Annotated in this window: 19 protein-coding genes; 4 read left to right on the top strand and 15 right to left on the bottom strand. The window is 48.2% G+C overall.

Annotation, left to right across the window (positions count from 1 at the left end; genetic code table 11):
- Positions 1 to 20 precede the first annotated feature (20 nt).
- From sspB to zapE, 8 genes are all read right to left on the bottom strand, one after another.
- Positions 21 to 500 (bottom strand): ClpXP protease specificity-enhancing factor, encoded by a 480-nt coding sequence (gene sspB / locus EQP46_RS15205; RefSeq protein WP_129494460.1) that lies wholly within the window; start codon positions 498 to 500, stop codon positions 21 to 23.
- The gene (gene sspA, locus EQP46_RS15210; RefSeq protein ID WP_017008166.1) at positions 500 to 1,138 is read right to left on the bottom strand and encodes a stringent starvation protein SspA; all 639 of its coding nucleotides are present in this window, start codon (positions 1,136 to 1,138) and stop codon (positions 500 to 502) included. Before sspA ends, sspB begins: the two co-directional genes overlap by 1 nt.
- An 86-nt stretch (positions 1,139 to 1,224) precedes the next feature.
- Entirely contained in the window at positions 1,225 to 1,962 is a 738-nt protein-coding gene (locus tag EQP46_RS15215) for a cytochrome c1 (RefSeq protein ID WP_129494461.1), read from the bottom strand.
- Positions 1,962 to 3,224, bottom strand: coding sequence for a cytochrome b (locus EQP46_RS15220; RefSeq protein ID WP_129494462.1), 1,263 nt, complete (start codon positions 3,222 to 3,224; stop codon positions 1,962 to 1,964). Before EQP46_RS15220 ends, EQP46_RS15215 begins: the two co-directional genes overlap by 1 nt.
- Positions 3,224 to 3,814: a ubiquinol-cytochrome c reductase iron-sulfur subunit gene (petA, locus tag EQP46_RS15225; RefSeq protein ID WP_129494463.1), complete on the bottom strand. Its 591-nt coding sequence runs from the start codon at positions 3,812 to 3,814 to the stop codon at positions 3,224 to 3,226. The genes EQP46_RS15220 and petA overlap by 1 nt, the downstream gene beginning before the upstream one ends.
- 413 nt (positions 3,815 to 4,227) lie before the next feature.
- Positions 4,228 to 4,617 (bottom strand): 30S ribosomal protein S9, encoded by a 390-nt coding sequence (gene rpsI / locus EQP46_RS15230; protein ID WP_017008162.1) that lies wholly within the window; start codon positions 4,615 to 4,617, stop codon positions 4,228 to 4,230.
- A gap of 12 nt (positions 4,618 to 4,629) precedes the next feature.
- The gene (rplM, locus tag EQP46_RS15235) at positions 4,630 to 5,058 is read right to left on the bottom strand and encodes a 50S ribosomal protein L13 (RefSeq protein ID WP_129494464.1); all 429 of its coding nucleotides are present in this window, start codon (positions 5,056 to 5,058) and stop codon (positions 4,630 to 4,632) included.
- Positions 5,059 to 5,291: 233 nt separating this feature from the next.
- Positions 5,292 to 6,395 carry a cell division protein ZapE gene (gene zapE, locus EQP46_RS15240; protein WP_129494465.1) on the bottom strand — a complete coding sequence of 368 codons (1,104 nt, stop codon included), beginning with the start codon at positions 6,393 to 6,395 and terminating at the stop codon, positions 5,292 to 5,294.
- A gap of 194 nt (positions 6,396 to 6,589) precedes the next feature.
- Between zapE and zapG the strand changes: the two genes are divergently transcribed.
- From zapG to degS, 3 genes are all read left to right on the top strand, one after another.
- Positions 6,590 to 7,009, top strand: a complete 420-nt coding sequence (gene zapG / locus EQP46_RS15245; RefSeq protein ID WP_129494466.1) for a Z-ring associated protein ZapG — start codon at positions 6,590 to 6,592, stop codon at positions 7,007 to 7,009.
- 85 nt (positions 7,010 to 7,094) lie between these two features.
- Positions 7,095 to 8,462: a Do family serine endopeptidase gene (locus tag EQP46_RS15250; RefSeq protein WP_129494467.1), complete on the top strand. Its 1,368-nt coding sequence runs from the start codon at positions 7,095 to 7,097 to the stop codon at positions 8,460 to 8,462.
- A gap of 119 nt (positions 8,463 to 8,581) precedes the next feature.
- Positions 8,582 to 9,646, top strand: coding sequence for an outer membrane-stress sensor serine endopeptidase DegS (gene degS / locus EQP46_RS15255; RefSeq protein ID WP_129494468.1), 1,065 nt, complete (start codon positions 8,582 to 8,584; stop codon positions 9,644 to 9,646).
- A 128-nt stretch (positions 9,647 to 9,774) separates the two neighbouring features.
- Here degS and murA read toward each other — a convergent pair whose 3' ends face one another.
- From murA to mlaF, 7 genes are read right to left on the bottom strand one after another with little or no spacing between them, the layout of a single operon-like run.
- Complete coding sequence (gene murA, locus EQP46_RS15260) at positions 9,775 to 11,031, bottom strand: UDP-N-acetylglucosamine 1-carboxyvinyltransferase (RefSeq protein WP_129494469.1); 1,257 nt, start codon at positions 11,029 to 11,031, stop codon at positions 9,775 to 9,777.
- Positions 11,032 to 11,047: 16 nt separating this feature from the next.
- Positions 11,048 to 11,311 carry a BolA family iron metabolism protein IbaG gene (gene ibaG / locus EQP46_RS15265; protein ID WP_194956814.1) on the bottom strand — a complete coding sequence of 88 codons (264 nt, stop codon included), beginning with the start codon at positions 11,309 to 11,311 and terminating at the stop codon, positions 11,048 to 11,050.
- Complete coding sequence (locus tag EQP46_RS15270) at positions 11,308 to 11,631, bottom strand: STAS domain-containing protein (RefSeq protein WP_017008154.1); 324 nt, start codon at positions 11,629 to 11,631, stop codon at positions 11,308 to 11,310. The genes ibaG and EQP46_RS15270 overlap by 4 nt, the downstream gene beginning before the upstream one ends.
- Positions 11,628 to 12,272, bottom strand: coding sequence for a phospholipid-binding protein MlaC (mlaC, locus tag EQP46_RS15275; protein WP_129494471.1), 645 nt, complete (start codon positions 12,270 to 12,272; stop codon positions 11,628 to 11,630). The genes EQP46_RS15270 and mlaC overlap by 4 nt, the downstream gene beginning before the upstream one ends.
- Positions 12,273 to 12,278: 6 nt before the next feature.
- Positions 12,279 to 12,755 (bottom strand): outer membrane lipid asymmetry maintenance protein MlaD, encoded by a 477-nt coding sequence (mlaD, locus tag EQP46_RS15280; RefSeq protein ID WP_129494472.1) that lies wholly within the window; start codon positions 12,753 to 12,755, stop codon positions 12,279 to 12,281.
- Positions 12,756 to 12,759: 4 nt separating this feature from the next.
- Entirely contained in the window at positions 12,760 to 13,530 is a 771-nt protein-coding gene (gene mlaE / locus EQP46_RS15285) for a lipid asymmetry maintenance ABC transporter permease subunit MlaE (RefSeq protein WP_129494537.1), read from the bottom strand.
- 8 nt (positions 13,531 to 13,538) lie between these two features.
- Positions 13,539 to 14,336, bottom strand: coding sequence for a phospholipid ABC transporter ATP-binding protein MlaF (gene mlaF / locus EQP46_RS15290; RefSeq protein ID WP_129494473.1), 798 nt, complete (start codon positions 14,334 to 14,336; stop codon positions 13,539 to 13,541).
- Positions 14,337 to 14,722: 386 nt separating this feature from the next.
- Here mlaF and EQP46_RS15295 point away from each other — a divergent pair, with 386 nt between their 5' ends.
- A complete protein-coding gene (locus EQP46_RS15295; protein ID WP_129494474.1) occupies positions 14,723 to 15,685 on the top strand; it encodes a calcium/sodium antiporter in 963 nt (320 codons plus the stop codon).
- The last annotated feature ends 4 nt before the right edge of the window (positions 15,686 to 15,689 follow it).

A 15,689-nucleotide genomic window follows, 5' to 3' on the forward strand; every position in this document is an offset into this window, starting at 1 on the left:
CAGCCAGTTGGCTGCTTTTTTTATTTAACGATTGTCAGCGTCGGTCTTGGCCTTGGCGGTTCTTCGTCTGGGGTCTTATCTTGGCTTTCGCTACGTGTTGATGTGTAGCTTTCAGGCTCAGAAGATTCACGAGACTCAATAATCGCATCCACATTCGCCAACTCTGCTTGGTAAGCAGGCTCTGGGTCAAACATGGTGCCAGCACCGTTTTCACGGGCATAAATTGCCAGTACAGCGTACATAGGTACGTTAACTTGCATTGGTCGGCCACCAAAACGTGCATTAAAGGTCACGTCGTTGTTACCGAGCTCAATGTTGCCCACTGCACGTGGTGCAATATTCAATACAATCTGACCGTCTTGAACATATTCCATCGGAACGTTCACATACGGCAGTGTTGCATCTACCACCAAGTGTGGCGTCAAATCGTTATCAAGAAGCCAGTCGTAAAACGCCCGTAATAAATACGGACGTCTTGGCTTAAGGTTTTCTTCGCTCATTACTGACCAGCTAGACGCATCTCGCGTTCTGCTTCGGTCAATGAAGCTAAAAACGAATCTCGTTCGAAAACACGTGCCATGTACGTTTTCACTTCTTTTGCACCAGGACCGCTTAGCTCAATGCCCATAACAGGCAAACGCCATAGCAGTGGTGCAAGGTAGCAATCTACCAAGCTAAACTCTTCACTCATGAAGAATGGGTATTCCGCGAATACAGGAGCAAGTGCCAGCAGTTCTTCACGTAGTTGACGACGTGCTTTATCTGCTTCTTCAGCGTTCCCTTTTTCGATTTTCTCAACCAAGGTGTACCAGTTACGCTCAATGCGGTACATCATCAGACGGCTGTTACCACGAGCAACCGGGTAAACAGGCATCAACGGTGGATGCGGAAAACGCTCATCCAAGTATTCCATGATGATATTCGCGTTATACAACGCCAATTCACGGTCAACCAGAGTAGGAACCGAATTGTATGGATTCAGGTCTAGTAAATCCTCTGGTAGGTTATTAGGATCAACAAGCTCAATCTCGTAGGTAACACCTTTCTCAGCAAGAACGATGCGCACCTGATGGCTATACATGTCTGATGCGTCAGAATACAACGTCATCACCGAGCGTTTATTGGCAGCAACAGCCATTAACCCCTCCAGAATATTTCATCATTAGAAAAAACAATGGGAGCTCATGCCCCCATTGTGGATCAGCAACTCACTAGATTAACCGATCAGTGTACGTCACGCCAATATTCTTTCTTCAGGAAAATGGTCAATACCAGGAAAATCAACAAGAAGCCAATTACCCAATATCCCATTTGCTGGCGTTCAAGCTTGTTTGGCTCACCGGAATACTCTAGGAAGTTAACCAAATCACGAACCGCTTCATCAAACTCGTCAGGGCTCAGTTCACCGTTGCCCAACGATTCAATGCCAACAAATTCGTCAACCATCTCACCATCAACCATCACTGACTTGTATTGCTTCACAGGCGTGCCCTGAAGCTCTTCAAGTACGTGTGGCATACCCACGCTTGGGAACACAACGTTGTTCACACCAAATGGGCGAGAAGGGTCCGCATAGAACGAACGCAGATAGGTGTATACCCAATCTGTGCCACGTACACGAGCAACAAGCGTCAGGTCTGGTGCTGGCGCACCAAAGAAGGTTGCTGCATCTTCTGTTGAGATGGCGTTTTTGACAAGGTCACCGATTTTGGCGTTTTCATCAAACACCAAGTTTTCCATCATCAAGGTATTCGGAATATCCAAGTCATTCGCAATACGCTCATAGCGCTGGTATTGCGTTGCATGACAGCCAAAACAGTAGTTCATGAACAACTTTGCACCATTTTGCAAAGAGGCTTTGTCCGACAAATCATTGTTAGCTGCGTCCAACGGCACTTTCGCACCTGCGGCTAGCGCAAGAGAAGGCAACAACGCGAACAAGATTACAATCCACTTCTTCATTAGTAGTTCACCCTCTCCGGTAATGGTTTTGTTGCTTCGTTTTTGCTGTAGACAAACAGCAGAACAAAGAACATGAAGTAACCAAAGCTAAAGATTTGAGCCAACAGCGTGTATAGGTCAGTTGCAGGCAATGTACCCAACACACCTAGCGCAATGAAGGAGATAACGAACTGAACAATGTTAGCAAGGTGCAATTTGCTGCGATAACGGTAAGAGCGCACTTTACAGCGGTCCAACCAAGGCAGAACAAACAATACCGCGATAGACAAGCCCATGAGCACAACGCCGGTTAACTTATCGGGAACCGCACGCAAAATGGCGTAAAACGGTGTGAAGTACCAAACTGGCGCAATGTGGTCAGGTGTTTTAATCGGGTTCGCAGCTTCAAAGTTAGGTGGCTCAAGGAAGTAGCCGCCCATCTCTGGATTAAAGAAAATCACATAAGCAAACAAGATACCAAAGCCAGCGACACCAATGAGATCTTTTACGGTTCCGTAAGGGTGGAACGGCACAGAATCGATGATGTCGTATTTCTTGCTGTAGTACTCGTGGAATGGGAACTGCGTGTCGTACCCTTCGCCTTTAGAGCCTTTCGGCAACTTGGTTTCAATACCGTCTGGGTTATTCGAGCCCACTTCGTGCAGCGCAAGAATGTGCAATACAACCAGCAACAAAATAACAATCGGCAATGCAACAACGTGTAGGGCGAAGAAACGGTTTAGTGTTGCGCCCGACAGGACAAAGTCACCACGGATCCATAGCGTTAGGTCGTCACCGATAACAGGGATTGCACCAAATAGCGAGATGATTACCTGTGCGCCCCAGTAAGACATTTGTCCCCAAGGTAGCAAGTAACCCATGAAGGCTTCTGCCATAAGCGCAAGGAAGATAAGCATACCGAACAGCCACAGCAATTCGCGTGGTTTTTGGTAAGAACCGTAGATTAAGCCACGGAACATATGCAGATAGATCACCACAAAGAACGCAGAAGCGCCCGTTGAGTGCATGTAGCGAAGTAACCAACCGTATTCTACATCACGCATGATGTATTCAATTGAGGCAAACGCACCTTCCGCAGAAGGGTTATAGCTCATGGTTAGCCAAATGCCTGTCAGCAACTGATTTACTAGAACCAGCATGGCGAGTGAGCCAAACAAGTACCAGAAGTTGAAGTTCTTTGGCATTGGGTATTCAGACAAATGCTTTTTGTAGGCATTTATCGCTGGAAGGCGTTTTTCAAACCAGTTGAGTAGATTTTCCATTACGCATTCCCCTCATCAGCACCCACCAAGACACGGTTATCATCTAGATATACGTATGGCGGCACAACTAGGTTTAGTGGTGCTGGAACACTCTGGAATACGCGTCCCGCCATATCAAACTTAGAACCATGACATGGGCAGAAGAAACCAGATGTAACGCCTTGAACCTGCTCTCCGAAACTGTCAGGGAGATACGTTGGCGAACAACCAAGGTGTGTACAAAGACCAACAGCGATAAAGATCTCTGGTTTTATCGAACGATACGCACCAGTGATATATTCAGGCTGCTGAGGCTCTTGTGATTCAGGGTCACGAAGCTTGTCACCAATACCATTTAACTCTTCCAGGGTCTGCTCGCCACGACGAACAACCCAGACAGGTTTCCCTTGCCAAATAACCCTGATTAACTGGCCATCTTCTATTTTACTAATGTCGACTTCGACCGGGGCTCCTGCCGCCTTTGCTTTGGCGCTAGGGTTCCAAGACTTTAAAAAAGGTACAGCGACTGCTGCTGCACCTACACCACCGACCACAGCGGTCGATAAAGTCAAGAAACGGCGTCGGCCCGAATTCACTGGCGCATTGCTCATCCAACATACTCCCATGTGCTCCCGCATGGATTTTTATAACTGTCCTTATGCGTCCCTGGAGCTTACGGCTAACTCAAAATAAGAATTCCTACGGCGTATAACTGAGTAAATCGACTCAATATAACCCACTAATACGTCGCCTAAATGATAAGGAAAACCCCACTTTTTGACAAGATAAAGCTACCTTTTTGTAACAAATGTGAGGGGCACACCGTTTTTTAACCTAAGCCCTAAAAACCAATTTTTTCAAGGTGGATGTCAATATTGAGATGTTGTGAGAAATGTTGAGAAAGCAGGTTTTTAGCGAAGACGTTAAGAAAGAGGAAGAAAATACCAAAACAACAGATATAAAAAAGCCCGGCATGAGCCAGGCTTTTTGGTCCAATGTTCTTCGGATAAAATCCGGAAGCGAATTAACGCTTAGAGAACTGTGGACGACGACGTGCTTTACGTAGACCAACTTTCTTACGTTCAACTTTACGAGCATCACGTGTAACAAAGCCAGCAGCGCGTAGCGCAGGACGTAGAGATTCATCGTATTGCATCAGTGCGCGCGTGATACCGTGACGGATCGCGCCAGCTTGACCAGAAATACCACCACCAGAAACAGTGATGTATAGGTCTAGCTTGTCAGTCATTTCAACCAACTCTAGTGCCTGAAGAACAACCATGCGAGCTGTTGGACGACCAAAATAGGTCTCCAGTGAACGCTGGTTGATTACGATGTTACCGCTACCCGGTTTGATAAATACGCGAGCTGCGGAGCTTTTGCGGCGACCAGTGCCGTAGTATTGTTCTGCCATTGTTAAATCCCCTTAGATGTCCAGTACTTGCGGCTGTTGAGCCGCGTGCTTGTGCTCAGTACCCGCGTAAACTTTAAGTTTACGGAACATTGCACGACCTAGAGGACCACGTGGCAACATACCTTTAACGGCAAGTTCGATGATCATTTCTGGTTTCTTCGCGATCAGCTTGTCGAAGCTGATTGACTTGATGCCACCAATGTAGCCAGTGTGGCTGTGGTACATCTTGTCAGTGAATTTCGCACCAGTTACAGCTACTTTGTCCGCGTTGATAACTACGATGTAGTCACCAGTGTCAACGTGCGGAGTGTACTCCGGCTTGTGCTTACCACGTAGACGAGATGCGATCTCAGTTGCGATACGACCCAGAGTTTTACCTTCTGCGTCTACAATATACCAGTCGCGTTTTACAGTTTCTGGTTTAGCAACGAAAGTTTTCATGCTAATAAATACCCGATTATTTAAAAATTTCACTTAAGGAGCGAATGCTCCCACTGTTAAGAGCCCATTCAACACCCCTTCGAGTGGTGTACCCTCGGCCTAAGCCTTTCAACAGTAACGGTGGGTTGCGGGATTATAGAGAAGGGTGTAGAAAAAATCACCTTTTTTTCTAAAAAAGTCCTGACTTTTTCATCGGGTCGCTAATAACAATGTTATCACGCCCCCAAGCCTTGCTACGGAAGGTGTTCCAACGCCAAATAATCATGGCTTTGCATCTCTTTTAAGCGAGAACAACACCTTTTAAACTCAAAATTCAGCCTGCCATCAACATATAATGTCGTGAGTGCCACTTCTGCGGAAATAATGAGTTTTACATGTCGCTCGTAGAACTCGTCGACCATGGCAATAAAGCGTCTTGCCGCATCATCTTTTGACGCGCCCATCTGCGGAACATCAGAGAGCAACACGGTGTGGTATAAGCGGGCAACCTCTATATAGTCAGATTGGCTGCGAGGGCTATCACACAAGGTAGCGAAATCGAAATGCACCACGCCTTCCGCCTCTCTCACCGCCAACAACGCTCGGTTGTTGATTTCAATGGTGTGGTTCGAGTGCATGGGCTCTGTCGCTAGCTGACAAAAGTAGCTTTCGAGGTTGGTATTGGCTTTTTCATCTAAAGGGAAGTGATAAATTTCCGCTTGTTCCAATGTCCGTAAACGATAATCTGTACCCGCATCAACATTTACCACCTCACAGTGTGCATTTATTAGTGCAATTGCAGGGAGGAAACGCGCCCGTTGCAAACCGTTTCGATATAGCTCATCAGGCACAATGTTAGATGTTGCCACGAGACAAATGCCACGCTTAAACAGCGCTTCCATTAAGGTACCGAGGATCATCGCGTCGGTGATGTCAGAAACAAAGAATTCATCAAAACAAAGAATGTGCGCTTCATCAGCGAGTTTGTCGGCGATTTTCTGCAAAGGATCGACTTCACCATCAAGCATTTTCAGTTCGTGATGAACGCGGTGCATAAAACGGTGGAAGTGCATGCGCATTTTTTTGTCGAAAGGCAGACTGTCAAAAAAGGTATCAACCAGATACGTTTTTCCTCGCCCAACACCTCCCCAGAAATACAAGCCTTTCTCTGGCGCAGTGTTCGTCGCTTTTTGGCCAAACAAGCTTTTTAGAAACGATGTTTTCTCTTGCGGCGCATTCACGCGTTTCACAAGACGATGGTACAAATCATCAAGCAGCATCACCGCATTTCGTTGTGAGGCATCCTCAAAAAAATCCGGGCGTTGGAGGTCTTTATTGTATAGATCTAGCGGTGTCATTCCTTGAACCTAACTGTGACTGAAGACATCTTTGTTCTCAAAATCAATAGTACCACGCTCAACTTTTGCCATGTATAGTGAACCGACGCATTTAAGGGATTCGTAACTACCTAAGTGCTCAAATCAGAGTAACAGCGTGGTCCTATTAATCATCTTGCATCCAAAAACTTACTGAAGAATATCAAGGAGCATTCATGGCTGAAATCAACATCATTGCTTTTGGAGCCCTCGGCATTGTCATTGGCTTCTTAATCGGCCGTTTTATGAATCGTGACAATAGTCAGCAAAAGGACTTGAAAAAGGAACTTGAAAAGTCACGTTACGAGGTAGAGCAATACCGCCAAGAGTTGGTGGACCACTTTGCACAAAGCGCAGAGTTGCTCGACAACATCTCACGTGACTACAGCAAACTGTATCAACACATGGCGGCAACGTCTGCCGAATTGATGCCAAACCTGCCTGAACAAGACAACCCATTTGCAAAACGCATCAGCAAGTTGTCTGACGTTACGCCAGAAGCGGAAGGCGAAGCTTCTCAAGAGCAACCGCGTGACTACTCAGGCCAAGCAACCGGTTTGTTAAAAGATGCTGAAAAAACCAGCAAAGCGAGTTAAGTCGGTCACACTTCTTAACTAAGGTAACATTGAACTTTTTCAAATAATCCCCACTCTTACATCGTACCGATACAGGGGAGTGTTTATGAAAAAGACGTCTTTGCTTACTTTGAGTGCCATCGCACTTGCCATTAGTACAAGTATTACCGCCTTGCCTGCAACTGCCGCATTACCCATGGCCGTTGCAGGTGAGAGCCTCCCAAGTCTGGCGCCGATGCTAGAAACTGTCAGCCCTGCGGTTGTCAGCATTTCCGTGGAAGGTAGCCATACCTCAAAGCAACGCGTTCCTGAATCTTTCCGCTTTTTCTTTGGTCCTGACTTTCCGTCAGAACAAGTCCGTGAACGTCCTTTTCGCGGATTAGGCTCTGGTGTCATTGTTGATGCAAGCAAAGGCCATATCGTGACCAACCATCACGTGATTGATGGCGCGACGAAAATCCGCGTGCAGCTTCATGATGGTCGAGAGTATGACGCGGAATTGATCGGTAGCGACAGCATGTCAGACGTTGCCTTGCTTAAACTCGAAAAAGCAGAAAATCTCACTGAGATTAAATTTGCAGACTCCGATGCGCTTCGCGTCGGGGATTTTGCCATTGCCATTGGTAATCCCTTTGGCCTCGGGCAAACCGTGACATCCGGTATCATTTCCGCGCTCGGCCGAAGTGGCCTAAACCTCGAGAACTTCGAGAACTTTATTCAGACGGATGCCGCCATCAACAGCGGTAACTCTGGTGGTGCGTTGGTGAACCTTAATGGTGAGTTGGTCGGCATTAACACAGCGATTCTCGGCCCCAACGGCGGGAACGTAGGTATCGGTTTTGCCATTCCCGTCAACATGACAAAAAACCTCGTCGAACAAATCCTAGAATTTGGTGAAGTTCGCCGCGGTGTGCTGGGCGTTCAAGGTGGGGAACTGACCTCAGAGCTTGCAGAAGCCTTCGGCTATGAAACCAATCATGGGGCCTTTGTAAGCCAAGTTGTTCCTGATTCTGCAGCCGCCAAAGCGGGCATTGAAGCGGGTGACATCATTGTCTCCGTCAATGGCAAAGAGATCCGCACATTTGGTGAATTGCGCGCGAAAGTCGCCACCCTGGGTGCTGGTAAGAAAGTCAAACTGGGTTTGATCCGAGATGGCAAAGACAAAACCGTCACCGCAACGTTGAAAGAAGCTGGCATGGTGAAAGCGAAAGCAGAAACCTTGCATGAAGCATTAACTGGCGCGGAGCTCGAGAACTATAGCGAAGGCAAGGTGAAAGGTGTACGTGTTGCGCGCGTAGAGAAAGACTCGATTGCTGCGCGCTATGGCTTAAAACAAGGGGACATCATTGTTGGCCTTAACCGTAACGACGTGAACAATCTTGGCGATTTCCGCAAGCAGCTAGAGAGTAAGCCAAACGTGCTTGCCTTAAACATTGTACGCGGTGAGTCGACGATGTATTTGGTCATTCGCTAAAACTCTTTTCGGAAATTCAGGGGCCTGAGTTCATCAGGCTCCTTTTCCCTCTCTACTCATGTCCACATTTCAGTGTTATGCTCATCGACTTAATATCAACGAGATAATTGAGGAGTAGCATGCTAGCTTTTATGACGCGTTCCGTCGTTTATGGCGGCCTTATCGCCGCACTTTTATTGCTGGCTATTCCGTCCCTTCGTACGGGCAAATTGGTCTCGGATGCCACCCTTTCACAGTTTGAACCTGATGCCTCTTTGGTGTCTTACAACTATGCCGTTCGACGCGCCTCCCCTGCCGTCGTCAACATCTACACCCGTCGTTATAGCAGTGAAAACCGTCTACAGCTCAACGCCGAAGGGCTAGGCTCTGGCGTGATCATGAGCGACAAAGGGTACATAGTGACCAACTATCACGTTGTCGCACGTGCAGATCAAATCATCGTCGCACTGCAGGATGGACGGATCAGCACAGCGCAATTAGTCGGTAAAGATCAACGTACCGATCTCGCTGTACTCAAAGTGGATCTTGAAAGTCTGCCTGTGATCCCATTTAACGACAGTTACGATCCTGCTGTCGGTGATGTCGTGCTCGCCATTGGTAACCCCTATAACCTTGGGCAAACCACCACTTTTGGCATTATCTCCGCCACTGGCCGTCCTGGCATGAGCTTTAATCGTCAGCAAGATTTCCTACAAACAGATGCCGCCATTAACCGCGGTAACTCTGGCGGCGCATTGGTTAACAGTCGCGGCGAGCTCGTTGGCATCAATACCGCCTCTTTCCAGCAAGCCACGGACATTGAAACCTACGGCATTTCTTTCGCTATTCCCTACTCGCTCACCGTTAAAATCATGCAGAAGCTGATTGCTGATGGACGCGTCATCCGCGGCTACATTGGCGTTGATGGCCGAGAGGTAAACCCTGTGATGGCCCGTTTGCTGGATGCGGAACAGCTAAGTGGCGTGATGGTCGCGGCGGTAGAGCCAAACGGCCCCGCAGATCGTTCCGGGCTGCGCACGAACGACTTGATCATTGATATTAACGATCAACCAATCCATGGTTTTAGAAATGCACTCGATATTGTGGCTGATATTCGCCCAGGGACGGTTGTGCCGTTCAAAGTGATTCGAGAAGGTAACACCATGGAATTGATGGTAACGATTGGTGAAGAGCCTGCGCGATAGCCGATTCGATGAACGTCGGCTTACACAGTGACATCGATGTAAAGATCGCTAAACCAAACCTATAAAAAAAGGTCGCCTCGGCGACCTTTTTGTTTTTCAGCTCATAACCTTGCCGTTAGTAGCAGCGGTTAGTCAGTGAAGCGTTCAATATGAACACCCAACTTTTGTAGCTTGTCTTCGATGTGCTCATAACCGCGATCGATGTGATAGATACGGTCAACAATGGTTTCGCCTGTTGCGATTGCACCAGCAATCACCAAGCTCGCTGATGCACGAAGATCGGTCGCCATAACCTGCGCGCCGCTCAGACCATCGCAATCACCACAAACCACAGTGTTACCTTCGATTTCCGCGTGCGCGCCCATGCGTTGAAGCTCAGGCACGTGCATGAAACGGTTTTCAAAAATGGTTTCGGTAATAATACCAGTGCCTTTTGCCATCAAGTTCAACAGGGTGAATTGCGCTTGCATGTCAGTAGGGAAACCTGGGTGTGGCGCAGTGCGGATGTTCACGGCTTTAAGCTCGCGGTCCGTCATATCAAGCGAGATCCAGTCTTCACCAGTTTCAATCGCGGCACCCGCTTCTTCAAGCTTCGCCAATACCGCTTCTAGCAGTTTTGGAGACGTTTTGTGACACGTGATTTTACCGCCAGAAACCGCAGCACCCACCAAGAAAGTACCTGTTTCAATACGGTCCGCCACGACATCATGGTAACCGCCACCTAGGCGCTCAACACCTTCGATGGTGATGGTGTCAGTACCTGCACCCGTGATTTTCGCACCAAGAACGTTCAAAAACTTCGCACAATCAACGATTTCAGGCTCACGCGCTGCGTTTTCAATGACTGTCGTGCCTTCCGCCAAGGTAGCAGCAGACATAATGGTCACCGTTGCACCCACGCTGACTTTGTCCATGACAATGTGTGCGCCTTTTAGGCGACCATCAACATGTGCTTTTACATAGCCTTCATCAAGGGTAATGGTAGCACCAAGTTGCTCCAAACCATGAATATGAAGATCAACAGGGCGTGCGCCAATCGCGCAACCACCAGGCAGTGACACCTGACCTTTACCGAAACGTGCAACCAAAGGACCTAACGCCCAAATAGACGCACGCATGGTTTTTACGAGATCGTACGGTGCGCAGAATTCATCGATGTTGCTTGCGTCAACATGCACTGAGCCATTGCGCGATACTTTTGCGCCCAAGCGAGAAAGCAGTTCCATTGTCGTGTCAATGTCACGCAATTTAGGAACGTTTCCAACTTCCACTGGCTCTTCAGCCAACAGTGCAGCAAACAGAATAGGAAGTGCTGCGTTTTTAGCACCAGAGATTGTGACGTCACCACGCAGTGGGCCACCACCGTGGACACGGAATTTTTGCATGCTGTTCCTCTTGGACTTATAGCGGTTGCATCAGTTTTTTATCACGCGCCCATTCAGCGGGCGTCAGCGCCTTAATACTCAGCGCGTGAATGGCATTTGTTCTGATGTGCTCCATCAGCGGTCCATAGATAGTCTGTTGTTTTTTGACACGTGACATGCCATCAAACATATCGCCAACAGCGATCACTTCAAAGTGGCTGCCGTCGCCTTTTACAAGGAGTTCTTCCAATGCCAACGTCGATTCAAGAATTGCTTTAATTTCTGATGGTTCCACGATCATTCCTCATCAACCAGTGTGTTATCACCGGTAAATAGACTGTCTACATTACTCAGTTGCAAAAGCACAGTAAGCTGAGCAGGCACGTGACAAAGCGTCAGTGCTTGGCCATTGTCTTTAAACTGCTGATGCAAATGGAGCAACATCGCCATCCCTGCCGAATCCACGCGCTTCACCTCTGAAAGATTGAGAGTGACAGCACTTTCCTTTGGAAACCAATCGGCAAGGCGGCTCCAAAATGGTGGAACTGTGTCACGATCAAGCTCTCCTGACAAGCAGTAATGGCCATTTGTGTCTTTACGCCACGCTAATGGCTCACTCACGATGCACCTTCACTTTTGCTGATCGGTTTTTTCGCACGTTCTTCGAGTTCAGCCGCGACAGCTTCAACGCCATTCTTGCGCAATTGACCACTCCACTCGCTCGCTTTTGTATTCAGCATACTCACGCCTTCAACCTGAACGTCAAACCCTTGCCACTCATCCGTTTTACGGTTTTTGCGCAATTTAAAGTCTAGGCGAATTGGCGGGCGGGCGTTGTCAGTAATATCAACGCGAACCGACACCACTTTGCGCTTAGGATCAATCGCCCTAGCAGGCTCCACGGTCACAAGCTGGTCGGTGTATTCCGTTAAGATTTGCGCGTAAGACGCGACCAGATAGTCATAAAACGCGTCAGTGAACAGGTCGCGCTCTTCTTTCGAGGCTTTTCTGGCTTGAGAACCGAGCACCTTCAATGCCGCATAGCGAACATTGATATAGGGCATCAACTCTTCTTTAACGACAGCGCGCAGTAACTCTGGGTTTTCCTGATACGCGTCTTTGTCTTTCTTCAATCGGCTGAAGGCGTTCTCCGCCACACCATTAATCAAATGGTAAGGGTTGCTAGCATCAACCGCTGCCATGCTGACCGACGACACCATCATCGTGATGGCAGCCATCGCAAGTGTTATCCATTTCTTCATCGTTATTTACTCCTTGTCGCCGCCAACGCTGTAAAGGAACTGACCAATCAGATCCTCTAGCACGAGTGCCGAGCGTGTATCTTCTAGCAAGTCACCGTCTTGCAGAACATCGATGTCTTCATCCAAAAAGCCTGGTCGAATGCCAATGAATTGCTCGCCAAGTAACCCTGAAGTCAAAATGGCGGCAGAGCTGCTTTCTGGGAAGAAACCGTACTTACGTTCAATTTCCAATGTTACGGATGGCACATAATCAGGCGCCGTTAATGAGATATCACTAACACGACCCACCACAACGCCACCCACTTTCACCGGCGAGCGAACTTTTAATCCACCGATATCATCAAAATGCGCTTCCAGCGTGTAATAGTCCGAGCGAGAGAAGCTCTTCACATCTGCAACCTGAAAGATAAGCAACAGCACGGCTGCAATTCCTGCCAACACAAAAGTGCCTACCCAAAATTCTGTTTTACGATTTTGTTGCATGTAATTAGCTCCCAAACATCAGCGCGGTAAGAGTAAAATCTAAACCCAACACTGCCAAAGACGAATGCACGACGGTACGTGTGGTGGCACGGCTGATCCCTTCTGATGTGGGGATAGCATCGTAACCATTAAAAAGCGCGATCCAAGTGACGGTGATAGCAAACACCACACACTTGATAAATGACTGGCCAATGTCATAGCCCAACTCAACAGAGGACTGCATCACTGACCAATAGCTTCCGTAATCGATGCCTTTCCAATCGACACCGACAAGCTGCCCGCCCCAAATGCCAATCATCATGAAAATCATCGCAAGCAGTGGCATTGAAATCACCCCCGCCCAAAAGCGCGGCGCGATAACGCGACGAAGCGGATCGACCGCCATCATTTCTAAACTTGAAAGTTGTTCGGTGGTTTTCATCAAACCAATTTCGGCGGTGAGCGCAGAGCCAGCTCGGCCCGCGAAAAGTAACGCTGTTACCACAGGCCCCAACTCACGCAGCAACGACAACGCGACCATTTGCCCAAGCGAGCTTTCAGCGCCGAAATCCGCCAACACAAGGTAGCCTTGTAGGCTCAATACCATGCCAATAAAGAGGCCAGAGACCATAATGATGGCGAGTGAGCGTACACCCACGGAATACAGCTGAGTAATCAGCAGCGGGAACATTTTCTTAGGCTGCGGTTTACCAATTAATGCGCCAAGCAACACAAAGGTCGCGCGACCCATTGTTCTCGACACCGCCATGGTGCGAGCACCCAGCGCTTGAACCATATTGACGATCACGAGAACAGCTCCTGTGTAATATCACTGGCAGGATAACGGAAAGGCACAGGCCCATCGGCATCGCCTTTGAGAAATTGACTCACGCGAGGATCGGGATTGTCACGCAAAGATTGCGGTGAGCCTGATGCAATGATTTTACCGTTTGCCAGCAGGTAAACATGATCAGCAATGCTCATCACTTCTGGCACATCGTGCGAAACGACAATAGAGGTTAACCCCAATGCTTGGTTGAGGTTACGTATCAAAGAGACCAACACACCCATGGTAATCGGGTCTTGCCCCACAAACGGTTCATCAAACATGATGAGTTCAGGGTCAAGTGCAATGGCGCGAGCAAGCGCAGCTCGGCGCGCCATGCCGCCAGACAAACTGCTCGGCATTAACTGCGCGGCACCGCGAAGTCCAACGGCTTCCAGCTTCAAAAGTACGATGGTTTTGATTAAGGATTCAGGCAGTTCGGTATGCTCTCGAAGCGGGAATGCCACGTTGTCAAACACCGTCATATCGGTGAACAACGCCCCTGACTGAAAAAGCATACTCATGCGTTTTCGCGCTTCGTAAAGCTTGCTGCGAGACAAGGTTGGAATGTCATGGCCTGCAAATTCAATGCGCCCACTGTCTGGCTGAAGTTGACCGCCAATCAATCGCAACAGGGTCGTTTTACCAATACCAGATGGACCCATGATCGCTGTGACCTTACCCACGGGTACCGTCAAACTGACATTGTCAAAAATAACCCTCTCATCCCGAGAAAAGGTTAGGTTGCTGATCTCAACCAAATTTTTAGGGCTCATAGCAGGGCCTTCGATGGTGATTCATTCACGAGTTAAGTGACTGATCATAGAGTGAGTGTGCGTGCAAGACAAGTAATTGCACAGTATTCATTTGCAAATTTCTGGTCAAGTATTCAACAGTGTTTTCTGACGCTTTGTCTTTATATATATGCACTTTTTTAATTTAAAAGGCCTCCGACGGAGCACCTTGATGTGAAAAAGGGATGAAAAGCAATGAAACTCAAGGATTCGAAACAGAAAACCCGTGTGATTGAACAAAACACAATATCGCCGAAATTACATGTCCATATCCGTCATTAGTACGCCGTTTTCCTTCACATTTCTTCAATAAGCGGTCAGAATTGCGGTTCTATACAATTCGACCGATCCATTCAGAAGGTAATTAAATGTTTGAAGCGACCGCCATCCTCGTCGTTGGCCTGTGTTTGTTAGTATGGAGTGCTGACAGATTGGTCTACGGTGCTGCAGCTATTGCCCGCAACGTTGGCATCTCCCCGCTTGTCATCGGTATGACCATTCTTGCCATGGGCAGTTCCGCACCTGAGATGGTTGTTTCCGCCACAGCTGCACTGAGTGGCAAAACTGATACAGCTGTCGGAAATGTGCTCGGTTCAAACATCGCAAACATTGCCCTTATTCTCGGCGTCACCGCACTTATCAAGCCCCTTTCTATCAGCTCTGGCATTATTCGACGTGAACTCCCACTCATGCTGGGTGTCACTATCGTTGCAGGGGCCATTTTGTGGGACAACCATTTAAGCTTCTACGAGGGTGTACTTCTTGCCGTTCTGTTTGCAGGCTTTTTGCTTGCGATGATGAAGATTGGTAAAGAAAGCGGCGAATCCGATCCTATGCTTGCAGAGCAGGAAGCGGAAATCCCAACAGGCGTGAGTAATGTGTCTGCGGGTATCTGGGTTGTTGTCGGTCTTGTTTTGCTTATTTTCAGTGCTGACATGGTGGTTGAATCTGCCGTGACTATCGCAAAAGCGTTTGGTATGAGTGATCTGGTGATCGGTCTGACCATTGTTGCTGTTGGTACAAGCCTGCCAGAGCTTGCAGCCTCTGTCGCCGGCGTGCTGAAAGGCGAAGATGACCTCGCGGTCGGTAACATCATCGGCTCTAACATCTTCAACATTCTCGCTGTCATGGGCATTCCAGGTATTTTAAATCCTTCAATGCTTAACCCACTGGCGATGGATCGTGACTTTTATGTCATGCTCGCCGTGTCTGTCTTGTTGTTTTTGTTTGCTGTTGGTAAGTCCCGTATTATTAATCGCTGGGAAGGGATCGCGCTGCTGATTTGCTTCGTTGGCTACCAAGGCTATTTGCTTACCGATATGGCAGCATAATTCG

It is taken from the genome of Enterovibrio baiacu, assembly GCF_004120195.1.
Taxonomy (GTDB): domain Bacteria; phylum Pseudomonadota; class Gammaproteobacteria; order Enterobacterales; family Vibrionaceae; genus Enterovibrio; species Enterovibrio baiacui.